Source organism: Inquilinus sp. (genome assembly GCF_057815775.1).
Genome location: NZ_JBYRFX010000193.1, coordinates 1 through 2,235, shown reverse-complemented (window position 1 = coordinate 2,235; position 2,235 = coordinate 1). Strand labels below are relative to the sequence as shown.

General features: G+C 71.1%; 3 protein-coding genes. 1 reads left to right on the top strand and 2 read right to left on the bottom strand.

What is annotated here, in order from left to right; all coding sequences use genetic code 11:
• Positions 1-172: 172 nt before the first annotated feature.
• Together AC3XYG_RS06865 and AC3XYG_RS06860 are read right to left on the bottom strand one after the other, a co-directional pair.
• Positions 173-1,000, bottom strand: coding sequence for an oxidoreductase (locus tag AC3XYG_RS06865; protein ID WP_489139065.1), 828 nt, complete (start codon positions 998-1,000; stop codon positions 173-175).
• A gap of 198 nt (positions 1,001-1,198) precedes the next feature.
• On the bottom strand, positions 1,199-1,525 hold the full coding sequence (locus tag AC3XYG_RS06860) for a chorismate mutase (protein WP_489139064.1): 327 nt from the start codon (positions 1,523-1,525) through the stop codon (positions 1,199-1,201).
• A 132-nt stretch (positions 1,526-1,657) separates the two neighbouring features.
• On the opposite strand from AC3XYG_RS06860, the gene AC3XYG_RS06855 reads away from it, so the two are divergent.
• Positions 1,658-2,235: DNA-3-methyladenine glycosylase (locus AC3XYG_RS06855; RefSeq protein WP_489139063.1), on the top strand; the 578-nt coding region annotated here is incomplete at its 3' end.

Sequence of the window (2,235 nt, the reverse complement as noted above, 5' to 3'; positions counted from 1 at the left end):
AGGTCGGCCAGCACGACCTTGAGGCCGATCTTGGCAAATCGCTTGGCGGCGGCCAGGCCGATGCCGCCGGCGGCGCCGGTGATGACGGCGACGCGGCCGGGCTGGAGCACGGGATGGGTGGTCATGGTGGTCTCCCTGTCTGGATCATGCCGTCTTGGTCGGGCGCGGCGGCTCAGGATTCCGGGAAATCGGCGGCTTCGCTGACCTTGGCCCACGCCTCGAAATCGCGGCGCAAGGCCTCGAGCTTGCCATGGGCACCGGCGACGGCGGCCTTGCCGAGCAGCAGGCGCAGCGGCGGCTCCGGCGATTCGACCACCTGGATGATGGCGGCGGCGGCCCGCACCGGGTCGCCGGGCTGCTGGCCGCTGCGGGCGCGGATCTGGCGCCAGCGGGCGCCGGCCGTCTCCGCATAGTCGTCGATGACGCGGCTGACCTCATTGGCAGAACGGCCGGCCCAGTCGGTGCGGAAGCCGCTGGGTTCGATCAGCGTCACCTTGATGCCGAGCGGCGCGACCTCCTGCGCCAGCGCTTCCGACAGGCCTTCGACCGCGAATTTGGTGGCGTTGTAGAAGCCGACCCCGGGGCTGGCGCGGACGCCGCCGAGCGAGGAGATGTTGATGATGTGGCCGCGGCGCCGCGCCCGCATGCCGGGCAGCACGGCCTGGGTCATGGCGGCGAGGCCCCAGAAATTGATCTCGAGCATGCGGCGGACCTCGGCCTCGTCGCTTTCCTCGATCGCGGCGAAATAGCCGATGCCGGCATTGTTCACCAGCACGTCGATGCTGCCGAATTCCGCCTCCGCCGCCTTGACCGAGGCTGCGACCTGGTCGGGCTTGGTGACGTCGAGCTTCAGGACCAACGCGCGACCGTCCTGGCCGGCAGCGAGGTCCTGCACCTGGGACGGGTCGCGCGCGGTGACGACGGCGCGGTAGCCTAGGGCCAGCACCTGGCGGGCGATCTCACGGCCGAAGCCGGTGGAACAGCCGGTGATGAACCACACAGGTTTGTCCTGCTGAGGCATGGTCGGGTGTCCATCTTGTGGGGGCCGCCCCTCAGCGGCAGGAAACAGGGCAGCCGCAGGGGCCGCCCCATTCATCTGGGCCGGCGGGGCGGGGCCGACAAGGCGGGCCATGGCGATATCAGGCCGGCCGCGCGCCTGGCACGAAAGAAAGTCCTCGGCCTCGGCAGAGTCGGCGTCTCAGCGCGGCGGGGCGCCGTCGCGGATCGCCTCGTGGTGGTGGATCACCTCGGCGACGATAAAGGCCAGGAACTTCTCGGCGAAATCCGGGTCGAGATGGGCGTCTTCCGCCAGCCGGCGCAGCCGCGCGATCTGCGTCGCCTCACGCGCCGGATCGGCGGGCGGCAGGCCGACGGTCGCCTTCAGGCGGCCCACCTTCTGGGTGCATTTGAAGCGCTCGGCCAGGAGATGGACGAGGGCGGCATCGATGTTGTCGATGCTGCTGCGCAGCTCCAAAAGCTCAGGATGGACAGCCGGCTTCGGCTGCGGATCGGCATGCTGGTCCATGAGGGTTCACCTTGATCGCGATTGTCCGACCATACGGCAGCCGCACCGCCCGCGCCAAGCCGGCAGAACCCCGCTGCGGCATTCCGGCGGATTCCGCTTGTGCCGGGCCGCGTCCTCGCCGAGAGAGGTCGGATGCCGATCGCCGCCTCCTCCACCCCCCTGGACCGGTCCTTTTTCACACCCGACGCGGCAGCCATGGCCCGTGCCCTGATCGGCACGGTGCTGCTGGTCGACGGCGTCGGCGGGGCGGTGGTGGAGACCGAGGCCTATGACCCCCACGACCCGGCCTCGCATGCCTTCGCCGGCCCGACCCCGCGCAACGCGGCGATGTTCGGCCCGATCGGCCATGCCTATGTCTACCGGTCCTACGGCCTGCACTGGTGCCTGAACCTGGTGTGCGACGCCGCGCGGCCCGGAAGCGCCATTCTGGTGAGGGCGATCGCCCCGACCGCGGGCATCGAGACCATGCGGGCGCGGCGCGGGCTGGAGGATGTGCGGCTGCTGTGCGCCGGGCCTGGCCGGCTGGCCCAGGCGCTGGGCGTCACCCAGGCGCTGGACCGGCGGGCGCTGGACGAACCGCCCTTCATGATCCTGCCGCGGGCGGAGGCGGCCGAGATCGCCGTCGGGCCACGCATCGGCATCAGCCGCGGCGCCGCCACGCCTTGGCGCTTCGGCCTGGCGGGGTCACCCTTCCTCAGCCGTCGTTTCGC

What these genes read in the sequence shown, in the direction of transcription:
- AC3XYG_RS06860 (WP_489139064.1), bottom strand. Translation starts at nt 1,525, where the DNA reads ATGGACCAGCATGCCGATCCGCAGCCGAAGCCGGCTGTCCATCCTGAG.